At 63.0% G+C, this 18,818-nt stretch carries 16 protein-coding genes and 1 pseudogene; 5 read left to right on the top strand and 12 right to left on the bottom strand.

Annotated features, from left to right (window positions below; genetic code table 11):
• Positions 1-526: 526 nt before the first annotated feature.
• The 4 genes from ABNP31_RS00460 to ABNP31_RS00445 all read right to left on the bottom strand — a co-directional run bounded on the left by ABNP31_RS00460 (position 527) and on the right by ABNP31_RS00445 (position 2,489).
• Positions 527-997 carry an inhibitor of vertebrate lysozyme family protein gene (locus tag ABNP31_RS00460; RefSeq protein ID WP_025337234.1) on the bottom strand — a complete coding sequence of 157 codons (471 nt, stop codon included), beginning with the start codon at positions 995-997 and terminating at the stop codon, positions 527-529.
• A gap of 2 nt (positions 998-999) precedes the next feature.
• Entirely contained in the window at positions 1,000-1,161 is a 162-nt protein-coding gene (locus tag ABNP31_RS00455; RefSeq protein ID WP_003252966.1) for a DUF1328 domain-containing protein, read from the bottom strand.
• Positions 1,162-1,202: 41 nt separating this feature from the next.
• Positions 1,203-1,493 (bottom strand): hypothetical protein, encoded by a 291-nt coding sequence (locus tag ABNP31_RS00450; protein ID WP_025337233.1) that lies wholly within the window; start codon positions 1,491-1,493, stop codon positions 1,203-1,205.
• 174 nt (positions 1,494-1,667) lie between these two features.
• On the bottom strand, positions 1,668-2,489 hold the full coding sequence (locus ABNP31_RS00445; protein WP_025337232.1) for a BON domain-containing protein: 822 nt from the start codon (positions 2,487-2,489) through the stop codon (positions 1,668-1,670).
• Between the two features lie 213 nt (positions 2,490-2,702).
• On the opposite strand from ABNP31_RS00445, the gene algB reads away from it, so the two are divergent.
• Together algB and ABNP31_RS00435 are read left to right on the top strand one after the other, a co-directional pair.
• Positions 2,703-4,049 (top strand): sigma-54-dependent response regulator transcription factor AlgB, encoded by a 1,347-nt coding sequence (algB, locus tag ABNP31_RS00440; protein ID WP_025337231.1) that lies wholly within the window; start codon positions 2,703-2,705, stop codon positions 4,047-4,049.
• The gene (locus ABNP31_RS00435; RefSeq protein WP_238067115.1) at positions 4,046-5,827 is read left to right on the top strand and encodes a KinB sensor domain-containing domain; all 1,782 of its coding nucleotides are present in this window, start codon (positions 4,046-4,048) and stop codon (positions 5,825-5,827) included. Before algB ends, ABNP31_RS00435 begins: the two co-directional genes overlap by 4 nt.
• A 163-nt stretch (positions 5,828-5,990) precedes the next feature.
• Here the strand turns inward: ABNP31_RS00435 and ABNP31_RS00430 are convergent, their stop codons facing one another.
• The 7 genes and pseudogenes from ABNP31_RS00430 to ABNP31_RS00400 all read right to left on the bottom strand — a co-directional run bounded on the left by ABNP31_RS00430 (position 5,991) and on the right by ABNP31_RS00400 (position 13,400).
• Entirely contained in the window at positions 5,991-7,595 is a 1,605-nt protein-coding gene (locus tag ABNP31_RS00430; protein WP_025337229.1) for an EAL domain-containing protein, read from the bottom strand.
• A 228-nt stretch (positions 7,596-7,823) separates the two neighbouring features.
• A complete protein-coding gene (locus tag ABNP31_RS00425) occupies positions 7,824-8,612 on the bottom strand; it encodes an N-acetylmuramoyl-L-alanine amidase (RefSeq protein WP_025337228.1) in 789 nt (262 codons plus the stop codon).
• A gap of 80 nt (positions 8,613-8,692) precedes the next feature.
• Positions 8,693-10,636, bottom strand: a complete 1,944-nt coding sequence (locus ABNP31_RS00420; RefSeq protein ID WP_350012898.1) for a diguanylate cyclase — start codon at positions 10,634-10,636, stop codon at positions 8,693-8,695.
• A 27-nt stretch (positions 10,637-10,663) separates the two neighbouring features.
• Positions 10,664-11,496 (bottom strand): annotated as a pseudogene (locus ABNP31_RS00415) (endonuclease/exonuclease/phosphatase family protein).
• A 34-nt stretch (positions 11,497-11,530) separates the two neighbouring features.
• The gene (gene dsbA, locus ABNP31_RS00410) at positions 11,531-12,163 is read right to left on the bottom strand and encodes a thiol:disulfide interchange protein DsbA (RefSeq protein ID WP_025337225.1); all 633 of its coding nucleotides are present in this window, start codon (positions 12,161-12,163) and stop codon (positions 11,531-11,533) included.
• A gap of 285 nt (positions 12,164-12,448) precedes the next feature.
• On the bottom strand, positions 12,449-13,066 hold the full coding sequence (locus ABNP31_RS00405; protein ID WP_238067113.1) for a c-type cytochrome: 618 nt from the start codon (positions 13,064-13,066) through the stop codon (positions 12,449-12,451).
• A 31-nt stretch (positions 13,067-13,097) separates the two neighbouring features.
• Positions 13,098-13,400 carry a c-type cytochrome gene (locus tag ABNP31_RS00400; protein ID WP_015268479.1) on the bottom strand — a complete coding sequence of 101 codons (303 nt, stop codon included), beginning with the start codon at positions 13,398-13,400 and terminating at the stop codon, positions 13,098-13,100.
• Between the two features lie 201 nt (positions 13,401-13,601).
• Here ABNP31_RS00400 and yihA point away from each other — a divergent pair, with 201 nt between their 5' ends.
• Positions 13,602-14,234, top strand: a complete 633-nt coding sequence (gene yihA / locus ABNP31_RS00395) for a ribosome biogenesis GTP-binding protein YihA/YsxC (protein WP_085665602.1) — start codon at positions 13,602-13,604, stop codon at positions 14,232-14,234.
• A 401-nt stretch (positions 14,235-14,635) separates the two neighbouring features.
• Here yihA and polA read toward each other — a convergent pair whose 3' ends face one another.
• Positions 14,636-17,383 (bottom strand): DNA polymerase I, encoded by a 2,748-nt coding sequence (gene polA, locus ABNP31_RS00390; RefSeq protein ID WP_238067112.1) that lies wholly within the window; start codon positions 17,381-17,383, stop codon positions 14,636-14,638.
• A gap of 75 nt (positions 17,384-17,458) precedes the next feature.
• Between polA and ABNP31_RS00385 the strand changes: the two genes are divergently transcribed.
• Positions 17,459-17,746, top strand: coding sequence for a DUF2782 domain-containing protein (locus ABNP31_RS00385; RefSeq protein WP_013970316.1), 288 nt, complete (start codon positions 17,459-17,461; stop codon positions 17,744-17,746).
• A gap of 69 nt (positions 17,747-17,815) precedes the next feature.
• On the top strand, positions 17,816-18,766 hold the full coding sequence (locus ABNP31_RS00380) for a homoserine kinase (protein WP_024087954.1): 951 nt from the start codon (positions 17,816-17,818) through the stop codon (positions 18,764-18,766).
• Positions 18,767-18,818 lie beyond the last annotated feature (52 nt).

The raw sequence follows: 18,818 nt of genomic DNA, 5'->3' as shown, positions 1-18,818 counted from the left end.
GCATAACATTTCTGACCAAAACGGGAGGTTCGCAAGTGCTTGATTTACAACGTTCGGAATCCCGAACAAGACCAAACCGCCATATTTAGGCAGATTTGGCAGGGTAAAAAGGACAGGGGCGATGGCTTGTTCGACAATCCGAATGGCCGAAATGCCTCTTGAACAAGCGCCAGGCTGATCGAAAAAAAATTGATGTACGGTCGAGACAAAATGTGTCTCGAAGAGGAAATCGCGCAGGGAAGAGACGTTTCCTACATGGCTCCTCGGAAGTCAGGTCTGGTCAGGTGCCCCTATGGCACCGCCGACCTGAAACTTCCGATTCCGCCTTTCCTGACCCGGCCCATTGCTGGAGGCACTCCCTGTACCCCTAGGCCACTCCGATCCTGCAACAATCAGAACAGCCCGGCCCCTTGGTCATGTGCAGCCCCTCCTCGGGGCGGCGCATCATAGAAGGCTGAAATATAGAAAGGTTCAGCTTCTATTTCGTGACAGTGCATGACCTTTACTCCGTACCGGGTGCAAATGCTCAGTACCAGTTCGGGTCACGCTTGAGCTGCTCCTGCAGCATCGCCTTCATGCCGTCGTCCGGCTTACCCAGCCAGCGGTACTGCGCGTGACGGGTGGGCGACTTGTCGCTCGGCAAACCTTCGGGTACCTCCACGAGCATCCCGTAGGCATCGTCCTTGTCCCAGCTGAACGCCACGATCAGGCGCTTGTAGGTGCAGTTGTCCTGGCGTTCGCACAATGGGCCGACCAGGTACTTGTCGCCGTCTTCGGTAACGGCAGACATCTGCTGCTGGGCACTGCCGGTCAGATTGACCACCCAATCAGGCAGACGTTCCTCGCCTTCAATCGTGTCCTGCCAGGTTTCCCGGTACTCCGGGTCCGAGCCGAGCAGCTGGTCGACCCGGACCTGGCCGTCATTGGCCGCCATCGCCGCCGCACTGCCGCCCAGTAACAGGGCGGCAGCCAGGGATGTCCAACGCTTCCTGCCCATCTTCAACCTCGTCCACGTCCAAAGAAGAAGGAGGCTACGAACAGCACCAGGAAGACAATGAACAGAATCTTCGCGATACCGGTGGCAGCGCCCGCGATACCACCGAAGCCCAGTACGGCGGCGACAATGGCGATGATGAGGAAAGTGATAGCCCAACTCAGCATGGTGGTTCTCCTTTCTTTTTTGAAATCGTTAAGGCCAGCGGTCAGAACACCCAGCGGTCCTGGGGTACGACCCTTTCCAGGGTGGCCGGTGACGCGGTGGCCTGGCCAGTTGGAAGCGGGTCGGCGGCCTTGACCAAGGTATTGGCACGGGTTGCCTGAATCTGCGTCAACAGGGCGGTCTGCGCCGCCACTTGCTCGGTCAGGCGCGCGGTCTGCCAGCTGTAATAGAAGAGGCCAGCGGCCAAGGTCAGCAACAGCGCCAGGCCGAGTGAAAGCACCTGGCTCAGGGGCAGTGCAGCGCTCTGCAAGCGGTTGACGGATTGGCGGGTCATGCCGGCTCCTCCTGCTGTAATTCTTGTTCAAACCTGAACAGGTAATTGCAGCCTGCATGCCAGCCTTACGAATCAAATAAACTTCATTTAAATCATATAGTTATGTGAATTCTGCAAAACCGGCAAGGACGTATCCTGCACGATGCCGCCCGGGCCGTCGTGCGAATTGCACGATCAGCCCTCGACCTTGGTCGCCACCTTGAGCAGGTCGGCATCCACCCCGCGCACGCCGATGATCTGCCGGGCGATTTCCACGGCAATGGTTTTCTGCTCGCTGCTGACCACCTCGCCCGAAAGCCGCACCAAACCCTCCTCGCTGGCCACTTTCAGGTTCAGGCCATCGAGGTTACGGCTGAAGCGGTAGCTGTTCTGGATCTTGTCGATGATCCAGCTGTCGCTCGGTTGCGGCCCAGTCGGCGTCCCCACCGGGGTTTCCCGGGCCTTGGCCATGGCGGCGCTATCGAGGCTGACCAGGTTGTTGACCAGGTGCACACCCTCGGTGGTACGCGCCACCACGCCGGCCAGCTCCTTGGCCTCGGCACTGTCGACCTTGCCACGCAGGGTCACCACACCTTCGCTGCTCTGTACATCTATAGGCGCCTTCTCGGTGGTGCGGCTCCATAACAGCCGCGCACGGATCACCGCGGCCAGAGTGGCATCCTCCAGGCGCTGGGCATAGGCACGCAGCGCCAGCGGGCGCTCCACCAGCTGGGCATTGACCCGCAGCTGGTTGTCGACTTGCTCGATGCCACGGGTAGCCAGCGCCACATGCTCGGCCAGCTGGCGTTCGACGTCGTTCTCCACCTCACCGGAAAGCCGCGCCTGCTTGCCGTCCACCTCGACCTGGATACGGAACGGGTCGAGCATGCGGTTCAGCGACAGGGCAGTTTGCAGGGCCCCCTCCAGGCGGGCGTCCTGCACCGGGCCGGCGAATGCCGGGGTGAACATCGGCAGCAGGGTGGTTGCCAACACGGCGGTGCGAATGGAAAAGGACATGGCAGTGCCTCCTTTTGTAGAGCAAAAGCTAAAAATCCTCGCAACCAATGTGCCACCGTGGACCTCTAAGGAAATCATCGGGATATCGCGGCCTTCCAGGCGTTGATTGGCCATTGGCTAGCATGCAAAGGACAGGTTCCTTCACAATGGACCATGCAACTTGCCCGATTTTTCCCACACTAAATGAAGATCTTTCCTAAAGGAGCGCAGCACATGGAGTCAGCCCAGGACAACCAAGGCCGCATTCTGCTGGTGGATGACGAGTCCGCGATCCTGCGCACCTTCCGCTACTGCCTGGAGGACGAGGGCTATAGCGTGGCGACGGCCAACAGCGCTGCTCAGGCCGAAGCCCTGCTGCAGCGCCAGGTATTCGACCTGTGCTTCCTCGATTTGCGCCTGGGCGAGGACAACGGCCTCGATGTGCTGGCGCAGATGCGTATCCAGGCCCCATGGATGCGGGTGGTGATCGTCACCGCACACTCGGCGATCGATACGGCGGTAGACGCGATCCAGGCAGGCGCCGCCGATTACCTGGTCAAACCGTGCAGCCCCGACCAGCTGCGCCTGGCTACCTCCAAGCAGTTGGAAGTGCGCCAGCTTTCCGCGCGCCTGGAGGCCCTGGAAGGTGAAGTACGCAAACCCAAGGACGGCCTCGACTCACACAGCCCGGCCATGATGGCGGTACTGGAAACCGCCCGCCAGGTCGCTACCACCGACGCCAACATCCTCATCCTTGGCGAGTCGGGCACAGGTAAAGGTGAGCTGGCCCGGGCCATCCACGGCTGGAGCAAGCGCGCGCGCAAATCCTGCGTGACCATCAACTGCCCGTCACTGAACGCCGAGCTGATGGAAAGCGAGTTGTTCGGCCACACCCGCGGCGCCTTCACCGGCGCCAGCGAAAGCACCCTGGGGCGAGTCAACCAGGCTGATGGGGGCACGCTGTTCCTCGACGAGATCGGCGATTTCCCACTGACCTTGCAGCCCAAACTGCTGCGCTTCATCCAGGACAAGGAATACGAGCGCGTCGGCGACCCGGTCACCCGTCGCGCCGATGTGCGGATTCTCGCCGCCACCAACCTCAACCTCGAAGAGATGGTGCGTGAAAGCCGCTTCCGCGAAGACCTGCTGTATCGCCTGAACGTCATCACCCTGCACCTGCCGCCCCTGCGCGAGCGCAGTGAAGACATCCTGACCTTGGCCGACCGCTTTCTCGCCCGCTTCGTCAAGGAATACTCCCGGCCTGCCCGCGGCTTCAGTGACGAAGCCCGTACGGCCCTGCTCAACTACCGCTGGCCCGGCAACATTCGCGAATTACGCAACGTGGTGGAGCGGGCCAGCATCATCTGCCCGCAGGAACGTGTGGAAATCAGCCACCTGGGCATGGGCGAGCAGCCCGCAGGCAATGCCCCGCGGGTTGGCGCCGCGCTGAGCCTGGATGAGCTGGAACGCGCCCACATCGGTGCGGTGCTGGCCGCAAGCGACACCCTGGACCAAGCCGCCAAGACCCTGGGGATCGATGCCTCCACCCTGTACCGCAAGCGCAAGCAGTACAACCTATGAGGTGGCCGCCCATGAAGCTGCGCACGCGGCTTTTCCTCAGCATTTCGGCGCTGGTCACCGTGGCCCTGCTCGGGCTGCTGCTGGGCCTGGTCAGCGTGCTGCAGATGGCCACGGTGCAACAGCGACTGGTGCGCGATACCACCCACGCCCTGGAAATTGGGCTGAAGTTGCGCCAGAACCTTGGCGAACAGTTGACCCTGATCCTCGATGACGAGACCGCCCCGGAAAACCTGCGGCTACTGCAGGACAACTTCCAGACCCTGCTCAACCAAGGGCTGGACCAAGGTGGCGAGCGCACCGGCTTCAGCAAGGCCAGCAGCAATTACCAGGCTTTTCTCCAGGCCTACCGCGACAGCCCGGCGCCTTCGCGCAGCATGGGGGTTGAACAACCACTGGGGGCCGCGTTCAACCAGGTCCGCACCGACCTGATCGATTCCCACAAGCAGGCCTTGGAGCACATCACCCGCAGCGAGGAGCACACCCGCGACCACGCCTTGCTGGTCAGCGGCGTACTTGGCCTGATGGGCTTGGTGGTGCTGGTGCTGGGCTTCATCACCGCGCACAACATTGCCCGGCGCTTCGGCCAGCCAATCGAAGCCTTGGCCATAGCGGCCGACCAACTCGGCAAGGGTAATTTCGACGTAACCCTGCCGGTCACCCAGGCCACCGAACTTAACCAGTTGACCCGCCGCTTCGGCCTGATGGCCGATGCCTTGCGCAAGCACCAGGCCACCAACGTTGATGAACTGCTGGCCGGCCAGCAACGCTTGCAGGCGGTACTGGACAGCATTGACGATGGCCTGCTGATCATCGACCGCCAAGGCCGGCTGGAGCACCTCAACCCGGTGGCGCAACGCCAGCTGGGCTGGACCGATAGCCGCGTGGGCAGCAGCCTGGCCGAAGCCCTGCAGCGCCCGGAGCTGGAGCAGCAGCTACGCCAGGTACTGCGCGGCGGCAACCTCGACCGCCAGCCGGACGACCTGAACATGGAGGTCGATGACGAAACGCGCCTGCTCGCCTACAGCCTGACTCCGGTCAGCCACCCGCAAGGGCCGATCCTTGGCGCGGTGATGGTGCTGCACGATGTAACCGAGCAGCGAGCCTTCGAACGCGTGCGCAGCGAATTCGTGCTGCGCGCTTCCCACGAGCTGCGCACCCCGGTGACCGGCATGCACATGGCCTTCGGCCTGTTGCGCGAGCGGCTCAAGTTTCCGCCCGAGGCGCGCGAACATGACCTGCTGGAAACCATCGGCGAGGAAATGCAGCGCCTGACCCAGTTGATCAACGATCTGCTCAACTTCAGCCGCTACCAGAGCGGGATGCAGAAGCTCGAGCTGGCTCCCTGCGCCATCGACGAATTGCTGGAGCGTGCACAACAGCGCTTTGCCGAGCCGGCGGTGAACAAGCAGATCGAGCTGATCACGGAGCTGGAGCCGCCGCTACCGCGTATCCAGGCCGACGTCTCCCAACTCGACCGGGTGCTGGACAACCTGTTGCACAACGCCATCCGCCATACCGCCAGCGGCGGGCGTATCCGCTTGCATGCACGACGGCATGCGGAGCGGGTGATCATCAGTGTCGAGGACAACGGAGAGGGCATTGCCTATGGGCAACAGGGGCGCATCTTCGAGCCCTTCGTGCAGGTAGGGCGCAAGAAAGGCGGCGCGGGGCTGGGGCTGGCATTGTGCAAAGAAATCGTGCAGTTGCATGGCGGGCGCATGGGCGTGTTTTCCCGACCGGGGCAGGGGACCCAGTTCTACATGGCACTGCCGGTCTGACGGCCTGTGACGCGCCCCCTGTAGGAGCGGCCTTGTGTCGCGATAGGGCCGCAAAGCGGCCCCAGGATTTCAGCACCAGTGCACAAATTGCTGGGGCTGCTCCGCAGCCCTATCGCGACACAAGGCCGCTCCTACAGAGATCTCGCAGTCCAGCAGTAATCACTCAATGCTCAACCCGCCGCGGCAGCCGTCCGCGGGTCACCAGCTCGGCAAACTGCCGGGCATTCAGTGGCCGGGCAAACAGCCAGCCCTGGCCATAATTGACCCCTTCGCTGTTCAGCAGCACCGCCTGGTCTTCACACTCGATGCCTTCGGCAATCACCCGCAGGTGCAGGTCGTGGGCCATGCGGATGATATGCGGGGCAACACCGCTGCTGGCGGCGTCATGCCCAAGGGCATCGATAAAGGCCTTGTCGATCTTCAGGCAGTCCACCGGCAGGGTCTGCAGGTAGGCCAGGCTGCAATAACCCGTACCAAAGTCGTCGATCAGCACCTGATGCCCTACTGCGCGCAACGCCTGCAGATTGTCGCGCGCCACCACCACGTCGATCAGGCCGCGCTCGGTCACTTCGAAGGCAATCTGGCTGGCCGCCACCCGGTGCATTGCCAGCAAGCGCGCAGCTACCCGGCCAATACGCGGCACCATCACATCGCAAGCTGCCAGGTTCACCGAAATGTACAAGTTGGGGTGCGAGCGCAGCAGTTGCCCTAACTGTTCCAGCACACGCTGCAGGACAAAGTCGGTGATCTGGCGAATCTGCCCGGTGTTTTCCGCCAGCGGGATGAACAGGTCCGGGCTGGTCAGGGTGCCGTCCGGGCGACGCCAGCGCACCAGGGCCTCGGCTCCGACACAGCGCCGGCTGTCGAGCTCGAAGATCGGCTGGTAGAGCACCTGCAGTTCGCCGCGGCGCAAGGCATTCTGCAATTCCGAGCTCATCGACCGCCGCTGCAGGATGAGTTGCAGCACCAGCCAGCCGATGCAGCAGGCCGCCAGCACACTGCCGGGGAACAGGAGCCAGAGCATGCCATTCATCCTCAACGGCAGGCTCGCCCGCGGGGCAATCAGCACAAGCTGGTAGTCCGGTGACTTGGTCGGCATGCGGTAGATCAGGCGGTCGCTGAGCTCGAGCAGCGACTTGTGGCTGGTCGACCAGGCCGAGGGTGGCGGCCATACCTGTGGTGGGCCCAGCACAGGGATGGCCCGGGTACCGTTGTCCAGCACCACCACAAGGCTGCCGCCAGGGGGCAGGTCGACCACATCGGTCAGGTGGCCACGAGAGGTGGATACCACGAACTTGCCCCGCCCCAGCATCAACGCGGCCAGGTTTTCGTTCGGCTCGGTCGTTGTGTTCAGCCAGTAGCTGTAGGTCGGCCCCTGGATGTCGGGGACCCGCAAGGGTTCGAACGCCCGCTCATCACCGCGGTTCGAACAGGCGATATCCCCATCCACGTATGCCGCTTCATAAATGAAGCGTGAACTCAGGCCTACCTGCTGCAATGCCGTCAGCATCGCCGGGCTGCAGCCGCGCAAGGGCTGCGCCTGCAGCAGGTCGACCCCTTCGCGCAACTGGCCGAACACCTGCTCGAGGCGCTCGAGAAAGCGCTCGCCCTGGGCATTCATCTGTGCGCTCTCGCTTTGCTTCATCTGTTGCAGGGCAATGCCGATGCTGGCAGAGAGCAACAGTGCCGCGCTGGCCAGTGCTGCCAATGTGGCCAGCATCCAGGGACGGTAAAAAATTTGGCGCATCAAGGCGATGAAGGCTGACATCGAGGGCATCCAGTTGATAACTAAGGTATAGCAACTGAATCAGGAATCACCTCGCCGTTTGGCGTTTCGCTACAATCGCCGGGGCCTGTTGTAGGAGCGGCCTTGTGTCGCGATAGGGCCGCAAAGCGGCCCCGGCAGTCTGTGCTGGAACCAAGATCCTGGGGCTGCTGTGCAGCCCGTCGCGACACAAGGCCGCTCCTACACAAGAGCCCGTCCCACCTTGGCAGCTCAACGCATCCGGTTGAGCACCTGCAGCATCGCCGCCGTCTGCGCATCCGGCATGCCATCGAAGCGCTGCGGGCGGAAACGCATCTGGAACGCGGCGATCACATGGCGGGTGGCAACATCCAGTACCCCGGTCTGCTCGATCGCATAGCCAAACCGCGCCAGCTCCTGCTGATACCAGCCAACGCTCGGCGGGTTGACGCTGAAATAGGCTTGCTGCCGTGCCACGGCATTTGCATCCGGCCAGACACCCAATCCGGCGTCGGCCAGGCGCTTCCACGGGAACAGCGGCCCCGGGTCAAGCTTGCGCAGCGGCGCGATATCGCTGTGGCCAATGATGTGCCGTGGCTCGATGTTGTTGCGTTTGACGATGTCCTTGAGCAGCGCGATCAGCGACTGGACCTGCGCTTCGCTGTAAGGGTGCCAGACCCGGCCATTCGGCGTATCGGTGAAGCCCGGGTTGACGATTTCGATACCGATGGACGAGGAGTTCAGCCAGGTCCGACCCTGCCACTGGCTATCACCGGCATGCCAGGCGCGGCGGTTTTCATCCACCAGCTGATACACCGTCGCCGGGCCATCGCCAATCAGGTAGTGGCTGCTGACTTCGCCATGGGTCAGCAACGCCAGGGAACGCTCCAGCGAAGCATTGGTGTAATGCAAGACCACGAACTGGATGCGGTTGTCCTGGTTGACCGAAGGGTGGCTACGGTCGATGCGCAGGCCTGTCGAGCAACCGGCGACAGACAACAGCAGGAAGGAAATCAGGGTTTTTTTAAGCGTGGAAAGCACGTCAGTAGCCTCAGCGTATGAGCGCTACAGTATAACGTGCTCCCCAAGGGCCGTGCTTGCCGCGAGTCAGCGGCTGCCGGCTACGCCTGCTCGACGCGGTTGCGCCCCGACTCCTTGGCCCGGTACAGCGCCGCATCGGCGCGCTTGAGTACCTGGTCGCCGCGCTCGCCGGAACGGAATGCACCCAGGCCGATGGATGTGGTGATCACCACCCGTTCGCCCTTGAAGTGGAACGGGCACGCCTCGACCGTGGCCCGTAGCACCTCGGCTATCTGGGCAGCGGCGGCCGGCGAGGTCTGCGGCAGCAACAGGACAAACTCCTCGCCGCCGAAGCGGGCGATGAAGTCACCGCTGCGCAGGCGCTTGCGCAACTGGTCGGCGACGATCTTCAGTACCTTGTCCCCGGCCAGGTGCCCATAGCTGTCGTTGATACGCTTGAAATGGTCCAGGTCGAGGATCGCCATCGCCAGATGGCCGCCATGTGCCTGCCATTCGAGCATTTCGCGCTCGACCCGCTCGCTCCAGGCCGCACGGTTGGGCAAACCGGTGAGGGGGTCGAGCAAGGCCTTCTGGCGCTGCTCTTCAAGGTGCTCGCGGTAGCCGAGCGCCTCCTGCTCCATGTTCGCCACCCGCTCCGACAGCCCTTGCAGGCGCCCAGCCAGCTCCTGCTCGCGGCGATCACGCTCATGCTTGTGCTCGTCCATAGTCACCAACAGGCCTTCCAGGCGGTTTTCCAGGATGTGCTTGAGGCTGTCGACGTCGGCGGCACCTTGCACACTGCTCTGCAGCCCGTCGACGTGCTCACGCAGCTGGGTATCCAGCTCGCGGGCGGCCGAGCTGTTGTCGGCGTGACCGGCGCTGGCCTCGTGCAGGTGGCTCTGGAAACCTTCCAGGCGTTCGTTGAGCTGCTGCAGGTAGGTTTCGAATTCGTGCTGGCCGCTGTCGGTGATCGCCAGCATGAGCACAGCCAGGTCATCCAGCACCGGGATCAGCTCATACCAATTCAAGCCGCGGGCGACCCGCTCACGCATCTCGAGCGCCTGGGCCTTGTGTCGCTCCGGCAGGCTGAGGTCATCGAGCAGGCCGATCAGGGTGTGCTCGATGTGCTCGGCAACCTGGCTGTAGGGCGGCTCCACCGCGTAGGGCAGGGCATAGGGGCCGTCTTCGCCGAAGGTTTCTTCGAGTGTTTGCGCCGGTCCTGCTTCAGCCGGAGGCTCGCTGGCGACAGCTTCCGGTGCCGGCACATCGTCCGGTAGCGGCTGCGGCAGCGGGGCTGGTGACAGTTCGGCTGTTTCGATCAGCGCCGGGCCAGGTGTCTCCAGCGCGGGCTCTGGCACTACGGGCGCCTCGACAACAGATGCTGAAGAGACTGGCAGCGGCTGCAGCGCGTCCACGTCGTCGGGCTGCGGAGCACCGACGTTGGCCGGTGCTGCCAAGGGCTGCGCCTCGGCAACCGGCAGCGTCAGCGGCACAAGCGCTGGCTCGCCTTGCGCGTCATCCTCGCGGCTACCGAACAAGCGCTGCAAGAAGCCGGGTCGGGCGTCCTCCCCCGACTTGCCCAGGGCTGACAGCGCACGGCCCTGCAAGCCGCTCAACTCGCCCAGCAACGGTGGCAGGTCGCGTGACTGGGCCACGCCACCGTCGAGCTTCTTCGCCAGCTTTTTCAACGGCCGCGACACATCGTTCGGCAATGGCAGGCCTTGCAGTTGGTCGACCAGCGCGGTCAGCGCATCGCTGACCTGATTCATGCGAGCTTCCCGGCGCTGTTCGGAGTCCAGCACCGCCTTCTCAAGACGCGGAATCAGCCCGGCAAGGCCAGCGTCCATGTTGTCGCTGCGGATAACCTCGCGCATTTCCTTCATGCACTGGTCCACCACCTTGTCACTGCCTTCGGCAGCCAGGGTGCTGCGTACCAGGCCGCGACGCAGCAGGTCGAGACGGGCGTCCCAACGGCGCTCGAGCTTTTCCTGCTGCTCGATGCTTTTCAGGTATTTTTCTTTCCAGCGCTCAGCGTCTTCAGTCATGCCCGGGTCCGCAAACGGTGATGGCAATTAGCTCAGGACCGGCAGCGTATCCACAGTCAATGCATCAGGCAATCGAATCTCGACAGCAACGGGAAGGTGGTCGGAAATTGGCTGCGCCAGCACCTCGACACGCTCCAGCGTGAGGCTTGGGCTGAGCAGGATGTGGTCCAGGCAACGCTGTGGACGCCAGCTGGGGAAGGTGGCCTCGACTTGTGGGGCAATCAGGCCCAGGTCGCGCAACGGCGAGTGCTCCAGCAGGTCGGTGGCATGGGTATTCATGTCGCCCATCAGCACCTGGTGGCGGTAACCGCCAATCAGCTCGCGGATGTAACCCAGTTGCAGGGCGCGGGTCTTGGCGCCGAGGGCCAGGTGCATCATCACCACGATCAGCGCATCTTCGCCCTCGCCAAAGCGCACCAGAATCGCACCACGCCCAGCCGGGCCGGGCAATGGGTGATCCTCGAGCAGTTGTGGCTTCAGGCGGCTGAGCACGCCATTGCTGTGCTGGGCAAAACGCCCAAGGTTGCGGTTGAGTTGCTGGTACCAGTAGGGGAAGGCACCCAGGTGGGCAAGGTGCTCGACCTGGTTGACATAGCCCGAGCGCAGGCTGCCGCCATCGGCCTCCTGCAAGGCCACCAGGTCGAAGTCGCCCAGCAGTTGGCCAATCTTCTGCAGGTTGCCTGCACGCCCGTTGTGCGGCAGCAGGTGCTGCCAGCTGCGGGTCACGTAATGCCGGTAGCGCTCGGTGCTGATGCCCACCTGGATGTTGAAACTGAGCAGCCGCAGACGACCATCCTCGGGCAGGCCAGGGGCGTGCAGGTGATGCTCGTTGACCTGCGGCTGGTGCAGGCCAATGCCACGCGCGGTTCTGAAGCGGCGCATGGGTTACGCCGCTTACTTAGCGGCGCGCTCCTTGGCGATCAGCTGGTCGGCAACGTTCAGTACGCCTTCCGGCCCGCCGGCGGTACCCAGGTCGAAGCGGTACTTGCCGTTGACCACCATGCTCGGTACGCCGGTGATCTCGTACTTTTTCGCCAGTTCCTTGGCCTGGTTGACCTGGCCCTTGATGGCGAACGAATTGAAGGTGGCGAGGAACTTGTCCTTGTCCACGCCCTGAGTGGCGAGGAAGTCGGCCATGTCCTGCGGGTCGGTCAGGCGCTTTTTCTGGTTCTGGATGGCATCGAACACCGCGGCGTGTACCTTCTGCTCGACGCCCATGGCTTCGAGGGTCAGGAACATCTGGCCGTGGGCGTCCCATGGGCCACCGAACATGGCTGGTACGCGCTTGAAGTTGACGTCCTTGGGCAGTTTTTCGACCCACGGGTTGATGGTCGGCTCGAAGTGGTAGCAGTGTGGGCAGCCGTACCAGAACAGCTCGACCACTTCGATCTTGCCAGGCACGGAAACCGGAACAGGGTTGCTCAGCTCGAGGTATTCCTTGCCGGCGACAGGCTCGGCGGCCTGGACGGCAGTCATACCGAATACGCTGGCAGCGACCAGCGCGGCGCTGAGAATCAGTTTACGCATGCTTTACTCCTGGGCAGTCATTGGTCGCCACGACGCGACCTGCACTGAGACAGGCCGGGAAGGGGCCGAGTTCTGTAGTGTAACGGCTGCGGACGGAAAAAAGGGCGGTCCGGCCGCCCTTTCATCATTGGCCTACAACATTAACTGAAGGTTAATGCACCGCCTGTGATGGCCCTATCGCCGGCAAGCCGGCTCCCACCTCGAGCGCATCGACCTCAAGCCATATGCAGCATCTATGGGAGCTGGCTTGCCGGCGATAGGGCCATCACAGGCGGCCGAAGGGCCTCAGTGCAGGCCCTGGATGTAGCTGGCCAGCGCCTCGATGTCGTGGTTGCTCAGCTTGCCGGCGATGGTGCGCATGGTCATGGCATCGCCATCGTTGGTGCGGTTGCCTTCGCGGAAGTCGGTGAGCTGCTTGGTCACGTACTGTGCATGCTGCCCGCCCAGGTGCGGGAAGCCGGCCAGGGCGATACCCGCGCCGTTCGGCGAGTGGCAGCCGGTGCAGGCAGGCATGCCTTTTTCCAGGTCGCCGCCGTTGAACAGCGCCCGGCCACGTTCGACCAGCTTGGGATCGGCCGCGCCCACGCTGCCTTTCTGGCTGGAGAAGTAGGCGGCGATATCGGCCAGGTCCTGGTCGCTGAATGCGGCCAGCATGCCGGTCATCTCCAGTACGGTACGCTTGCCCGACTTGATATCGTGCATTTGTTTTTCGAGATAGCGCTGGCCTTGGCCGGCCAGTTTCGGGAAGTTCGGTGCCAGGCTGTTGCCGTCGGGGTTGTGGCAGGCGCCACAGACGGCCGTCTTGGCCTGGCCGGCGGCGGCATCGCCTTTGACGGGTTGCGCAGCAGTGGCCGCACCTGCGACACCCAAGGTCAACAGCAGACTCACGACTAGTTTGTTCATCAGCTAATCCAACACGGCTAAGGGTGAAATGTTATGTATCGGGACTGCCACTCATCCAAAGGATGACCAAACGGTAGTCCTCGGCACTGCAGTCCATGCACAATCCACGCGGCGGCATAGCCTTGAAACCCTGGGTCACGTGCTTCACCAGTACATCCATGCCTTGCGCCAGCCTTGGCTCCCATGCTGCCCGGTCACCCTGCCTGGGTGCCTGTGGCAACTGCCCGGTGTGACAGGCCGCACACGTGCGGTTGTACAACACCTCGGGATCCTGTGTAGCCTGTGCGCTGAAAAACGGCAGGAACATACCGACAGCAAGCAGCCATTTCGCCATGCGGAACGACCTTCAGGGTTGGGGGCCGCGCTGCGTTCTGTTGCGCGAGCTATTGTTCGACACCCCATGCCCGTTCTCCTTCGCCGGGAGAATGAGCACACAAAAACTGGGGCATTATATACTTCCGCCATCCAAACGGAAACGACACCGCTTGCCAGGCTCGGGCCTATAGAGTCAGGCAACACCCACATCGGATATCCCATGCAAGTCAAGAACCCCATCCTCGGCCTCTGCCAGAAAGCCAAATTCGCCCTCAGCGCTGCCAAGGTCGAACAATGCCCGGACGACCAGGGTTACGAGGTGGCTTTCGCCGGCCGCTCCAACGCCGGCAAATCCAGCGCCCTCAACACCCTGACTCATGCCAGCCTGGCGCGCACCTCGAAAACCCCCGGGCGCACCCAGCTGTTGAATTTCTTCAGTCTGGACGATGAACGGCGTTTGGTCGACCTGCCAGGCTACGGTTATGCAAAAGTCCCGATTCCGCTCAAGCAGCACTGGCAGAAACACTTGGAAGCCTACCTGGGCAGCCGGGAGTGCCTGCGTGGCGTGATCCTGATGATGGACGTGCGCCACCCGATGACCGACTTCGACAAGATGATGCTCGACTGGGCCAAGGCCAGCAGCATGCCGATGCACATCCTGCTGACCAAGGCCGACAAGCTGACCCACGGCGCGGGCAAGAACACTCTGCTCAAGGTGCAGTCGGAAATCCGCAAGGGTTGGGGCGACGGCGTGACCATCCAGCTGTTCTCGGCGCCCAAGCGCCTGGGCGTGGAAGAGGCCTACCGAGTGCTGGCAGACTGGATGGAGCTGGAAGACAAGCCAGTCATTTGAAGGTTTGCTCGTAACCTGTGGGAGCGGGTTTACCCGCGAATGCGGCGGTGCATCCGACATCGCATTCGCGGGTAAACCCGCTCCCACAGGGCTCTCTATTAGCCATAAGTCAAATTCCGGGCAAAAAAAACCCCGGACTTCGTATGGGGAGGGGGAAGTTCGGGGTCCAAGTCCGGACCGCTAGGGCGGGGTCCAGATATCTGCCAACACTTAACACAACATAGGAGCATCGAAAGGCTTCACCAGCCATTCAGTTACTCTGAGTTCCGCTTCACCGGTTTAGTTCCAAAGCCCTGAAAACTATTTGCGATAGTTTCATGAAACCTCAGCACCACTGGCACTGAGCAGTGCCAGGATCCGCATCCCTACATCACGGATCCTACACAGCTTTCCCCGCCCGATCAGTGAGCTTCGTCCCAATTCGCACCAATTCCTGCCTCGACCAGCAGCGGTACATCCAGCTGCGCGGCCTTGCTCATGTGCTGGCGAATTTCATCTTTCACCTGCTCCACCAGGTCCTCGCGCACTTCCAGCACCAGTTCGTCGTGTACCTGCAGGATCACCCGGGCGTCCAGCCCGCTCTCGCTCAGCCAGTTATCCACATTGACCATGGCCCGCTTGATGATATCGGCCGCAGTGCCCTGCATCGGGGCGTTGATCGCCGTGCGCTCGGCGCCTTTGCGCAGGGCCGGGTTCTTGGCATTGATATCCGGCAGGTACAGGCGGCGACCGAACAGGGTTTCGACAAAGCCTTGCTCCGCCGCCTGGGCGCGGGTGCGCTCCATGTAGGCCAGCACGCCCGGGTAGCGGGCGAAGTAGCGGTCGATGTAATCCTGCGATTGCTTGCGGTCGACGCCGATCTGCTTGGCCAGGCCAAAGGCGCTCATGCCGTAGATCAGGCCGAAGTTGATGGCCTTGGCACTGCGGCGCTGGTCGGTGGTGACGTCTTCCAGGGCTACGCCGAATACTTCCGCCGCCGTGGCGCGGTGCACGTCCAGGTCGTTGCGGAAGGCATGCAGCAAGCCTTCGTCCTTGGCCAGGTGGGCCATGATGCGCAACTCGATCTGCGAGTAGTCCGCCGCCAGCAGCTTGTAGCCCGGGCTGGCGACGAAGGCCTGACGGATGCGCCGGCCTTCGGCAGTGCGGATCGGGATGTTCTGCAGGTTCGGGTCGCTGGACGACAGCCGGCCGGTGGCCGCTACCGCCTGCTGGTAGGAGGTGTGGATACGCCCGGTGCGCGGGTTGATCTGCCCCGGCAGCTTGTCGGTGTAGGTGCTCTTGAGCTTGCTCAGGCTGCGGTACTGCATCAGTACCTCCGGCAGCGGGTAGCCTTGCTCGGCCAGTTCGTCGAGCACCGCCTCTGCCGTGGATGGCTGGCCCTTGGTGGTCTTGCTCAGCACCGGCATGCCCAGCTTGTCGTAGAGGATCGCGCCCAGCTGCTTGGGCGAGCCGAGGTTGAACTCCTCACCGGCCAGCTCATAGGCGCGCTGCTCCAGCTCGGCCATCTTCACCCCCAGCTCACCGCTCTGCACCTGCAGCAGCGCGGCATCGACCAGCGCCCCCTGGCGCTCGATCTTGGCCAGCACCGGCACCAGCGGCATCTCGATGTCCATCAGCACCGGCTGCACGCTCGGCGTCTGCGCCAGGCGCGCCTGCAGCGCTTGGTGCAGGCGCAGGGTGATGTCGGCGTCTTCGGCAGCGTAGGGGCCGGCCTTGTCCAGGTGGATCTGGTTGAAGGTCAGCTGCTTGGCGCCCTTGCCGGCGATGTCCTCGAAGGCGATGGTGGTGTGGTCGAGGTACTTCAGTGCCAGGCTGTCCATGTCGTGACGGGTGGCGGTGGAGTTCAGCACGTACGACTCGAGCATGGTGTCGTAGGCAACGCCGCGCATTTCGATGGCGGGCGAGCCATTGGCGAGGATGTTGATGTCGTACTTGGCGTTCTGCCCGACCTTGGCCTTGGCCGGGTCTTCCAGCAGCGGCTTCAGCGCCAGCAGCACGGCGGCGCGGTCCAGCTGGACCGGCGCGCCTTCATAGTCGTGGGCCAGCGGCACATAGGCCGCTTCATGCGGCTCGACGGCGAACGACAGGCCGACAAGCTGCGCCTGCTGTGCGTCCAGGCCAGTGGTCTCGGTGTCGAAGGCAAACAGTGGCGCCTGACGCAGCTTCTCCAGCCAGAAGTCGAAACGTTGCTGGTCGAGAATGGTTTCGTACCTGGGCTCGGTCTTGGCCACCGGCTCCGCGATCGGCGCGATGTCGTCACCGGCCTTGGCAGCGTCACGCTGCACCTCGGCGACCCAGCTCTTGAATTCCATCTCGGTGTACAGCGCCAGCAACGCGTCGCGATCAGGTTCGCCGCACACCAGGGCATCTACTTCGATATCCAGGGGCACGTCGACCTTGATGGTAGCCAGCTCATAAGACAGGAACGCCGCGTCGCGGTGCTCTTCCAGCTTGGCCGGCAGGGTCTTGGCGCCGCGAATGGCCAGCGTCGGGACCTTGTCCAGGTTGGCGTACAGGTCGCTGAGGCCGCCGCCGATACCGGTCAGCAGGCCCACCGCGGTTTTTTCGCCCACGCCCGGCACACCGGGAATGTTGTCGACCTTGTCGCCCATCAGCGCCAGGAAGTCGATGATATGTTCCGGGCCGACGCCAAATTTCTCGTGCACGCCAGCCACGTCGAGCACGCTTCCGGTCATGGTGTTGACCAAGGTAATGTGCCCGTCCACCAGCTGCGCCATGTCCTTGTCACCGGTCGAGATGATCACCGGGCGGCCCAGCGCGGCGCTGCTGCGCGCCAGGGTGCCGATCACGTCGTCGGCCTCGACCCCCTCGACGCACAGCAGTGGGTAGCCCAGCGCCTTGACGCTGGCGTGCAGCGGCTCGATCTGCACCCGCAGGTCGTCCGGCATGCTTGGGCGGTTGGCCTTGTATTCGGCGAACATGGCATCGCGGAAGGTGCCACCCTTGGCGTCGAACACCACCGCGAACAGGCTGTCGGGGTATTGCTTGCGCAGGCTCTTGAGCATGTTCAGCACCCCCTTCACCGCGCCGGTCGGCATGCCTTTGGAGGTAGTCAACGGCGGCAGCGCGTGGAAGGCGCGGTACAGGTAGGAGGAACCGTCCACCAGGACGAGGGGCGCTTGGCTCATGAGCAGAATCAACCTTTTCGACGGGTCCGGCGCTAGAATAGCCAGAATCATTGACGACAAAGGGACAAGGTTATCATGCGTACACTCAATCGCCTGTTACTGCTCGGTCTGTTGGCCACCATGCCTGTCGTCACCCTGGCGGCGGACGACGCCCCCTCGGCCGATCCCGAGGTGACCATTCGCACGGAAGGCGACAAAACCATCCAGGAGTACCGGCAGAACGGGTTCCTGTATGCGATCAAGATCACGCCGAAAAACGGCAAGCCTTATTTCCTGGTACGCGCCGATGGCTCTGATGGCAATTTCATTCGATCCGACCAGCCGGACATGCTGATTCCGTCCTGGAAGATCTTCGAGTGGTAATCTGACGCGCACCGTTCACATCAACCCGGCACTTCCCGGCGGAAGTGCCCGTATGGGCAATTTTTCATCATGTCAGTCTTCACCCCCGTGACCCGGCCTGAGCTGGAAACCTTTCTGGCGCCGTACGCGCTGGGTCGTCTGCTCGACTTCCAGGGCATCGCCGCCGGCACAGAGAACAGCAATTTCTTCGTCAGCCTCGAACAGGGGGAGTTCGTCCTGACGCTGATCGAGCGCGGGCCCAGCGAGGACATGCCGTTCTTCATCGAGCTGCTGGACACTTTGCACGCAGCCGACATGCCGGTGCCCTATGCCATACGCGACCGCGACGGCAATGGCCTGCGCGAGCTGTGCGGCAAGCCGGCGCTGCTGCAGCCACGGCTGTCGGGCAAGCACATCAAGGCACCGAACGCCCAGCACTGCGCCCAGGTCGGCGAGCTGCTGGCGCACATTCACCTGGCTACCCGCGAGCACATCATCGAGCGCCGCACCGACCGCGGCCTGGACTGGATGCTGGCCTCGGGTGCCGAGCTGCTGCCGCGCCTTACCGCCGAGCAAGCCGCGCTGCTGCAGCCGGCGCTGGATGAAATCAGCGCGCACAAGGCACAGATCCTGGCCCTGCCACGGGCCAACCTGCACGCCGACCTGTTCCGCGACAACGTGATGTTCGAAGGCACCCACCTGACCGGTGTGATCGACTTCTACAACGCCTGTTCCGGGCCGATGCTGTATGACATCGCCATCACCGTGAACGACTGGTGCCTGGATGAACACGGCGCGATCGATGTGCCACGCGCCCAGGCATTGCTGGCGGCCTATGCGGCGCTGCGGCCGTTCACCGCGGCCGAAGCCGAGCTGTGGCCGGAGATGTTGCGGGTAGGCTGCGTGCGCTTCTGGCTGTCGCGCCTGATTGCAGCGGAATCGTTTGCCGGGATGGATGTGATGATCCACGACCCGAGCGAGTTCGAAGTGCGTTTGGCGCAGCGTCAGCAGGTGGCTTTGCACCTGCCGTTCGCCCTCTAGAGCGTGTCTGCTTCTTCGCGGGTAAACCCGCTCCCACACAGGCGTGAGGCTG

The sequence above is a fragment of the Pseudomonas asiatica genome, from assembly GCF_040214835.1.
In the GTDB taxonomy this organism is placed as follows: domain Bacteria; phylum Pseudomonadota; class Gammaproteobacteria; order Pseudomonadales; family Pseudomonadaceae; genus Aquipseudomonas; species Aquipseudomonas putida_Z.
The sequence above is the reverse complement of the archived record's forward strand: the minus strand, read 5'-3'. Positions and strand labels throughout refer to the sequence as shown.

Bases quoted from the DNA above. Each gene is read 5' to 3' on its own strand.
- ABNP31_RS00460 (WP_025337234.1), bottom strand. From the start codon at position 997: ATGGGCAGGAAGCGTTGGACATCCCTGGCTGCCGCCCTGTTACTGGGC.
- ABNP31_RS00455 (WP_003252966.1), bottom strand. From the start codon at position 1,161: ATGCTGAGTTGGGCTATCACTTTCCTCATCATCGCCATTGTCGCCGCC.
- ABNP31_RS00450 (WP_025337233.1), bottom strand. From the start codon at position 1,493: ATGACCCGCCAATCCGTCAACCGCTTGCAGAGCGCTGCACTGCCCCTG.
- ABNP31_RS00445 (WP_025337232.1), bottom strand. From the start codon at position 2,489: ATGTCCTTTTCCATTCGCACCGCCGTGTTGGCAACCACCCTGCTGCCG.
- algB (WP_025337231.1), top strand. From the start codon at position 2,703: ATGGAGTCAGCCCAGGACAACCAAGGCCGCATTCTGCTGGTGGATGAC.
- ABNP31_RS00435 (WP_238067115.1), top strand. From the start codon at position 4,046: ATGAGGTGGCCGCCCATGAAGCTGCGCACGCGGCTTTTCCTCAGCATT.
- ABNP31_RS00430 (WP_025337229.1), bottom strand. From the start codon at position 7,595: ATGTCAGCCTTCATCGCCTTGATGCGCCAAATTTTTTACCGTCCCTGG.
- ABNP31_RS00420 (WP_350012898.1), bottom strand. From the start codon at position 10,636: ATGACTGAAGACGCTGAGCGCTGGAAAGAAAAATACCTGAAAAGCATC.
- dsbA (WP_025337225.1), bottom strand. From the start codon at position 12,163: ATGCGTAAACTGATTCTCAGCGCCGCGCTGGTCGCTGCCAGCGTATTC.
- ABNP31_RS00405 (WP_238067113.1), bottom strand. From the start codon at position 13,066: ATGAACAAACTAGTCGTGAGTCTGCTGTTGACCTTGGGTGTCGCAGGT.
- ABNP31_RS00400 (WP_015268479.1), bottom strand. From the start codon at position 13,400: ATGGCGAAATGGCTGCTTGCTGTCGGTATGTTCCTGCCGTTTTTCAGC.
- yihA (WP_085665602.1), top strand. From the start codon at position 13,602: ATGCAAGTCAAGAACCCCATCCTCGGCCTCTGCCAGAAAGCCAAATTC.
- polA (WP_238067112.1), bottom strand. From the start codon at position 17,383: ATGAGCCAAGCGCCCCTCGTCCTGGTGGACGGTTCCTCCTACCTGTAC.
- ABNP31_RS00385 (WP_013970316.1), top strand. From the start codon at position 17,459: ATGCGTACACTCAATCGCCTGTTACTGCTCGGTCTGTTGGCCACCATG.
- ABNP31_RS00380 (WP_024087954.1), top strand. From the start codon at position 17,816: ATGTCAGTCTTCACCCCCGTGACCCGGCCTGAGCTGGAAACCTTTCTG.